Here is a 274-nt window from a genome sequence, read left to right as displayed (position 1 = left end):
AAAAGGTACCTTATGCTTTGCCCCTTCACTGTTAACCACTGAGCTAAGTAAATCGTTCAAATGGAAAAACTCTGAATCTGATTTAGAGCTACTTGTTCGCGGTTTGGTTCACTTGTATGAAGACAATGCAATGACTCATGCTCGTGCATTAATCAGTATTAGTCATGGCTCTTTAATTAAAAATGAAGAGTCTAATTCTGATGATGAAATGCCGTGGTCAGATCAAAATGACCAAAATTCAACATCAAATGATGTTGAAGATAGCCTTACAGAC

At 36.9% G+C, this 274-nt stretch carries 1 pseudogene; it reads left to right on the top strand.

What is annotated here, in order from left to right:
* Positions 1–274: pseudogene (locus tag D9K81_RS18555) on the top strand (hypothetical protein); the annotation flags it as partial.

The sequence above is a fragment of the Acinetobacter chengduensis genome (genome assembly GCF_003664645.1).
Taxonomy (GTDB): Bacteria; Pseudomonadota; Gammaproteobacteria; order Pseudomonadales; family Moraxellaceae; genus Acinetobacter; species Acinetobacter chengduensis.
Note: the sequence above shows the minus strand (reverse complement) of the source record. Positions and strands in the feature narration are given on the sequence as shown.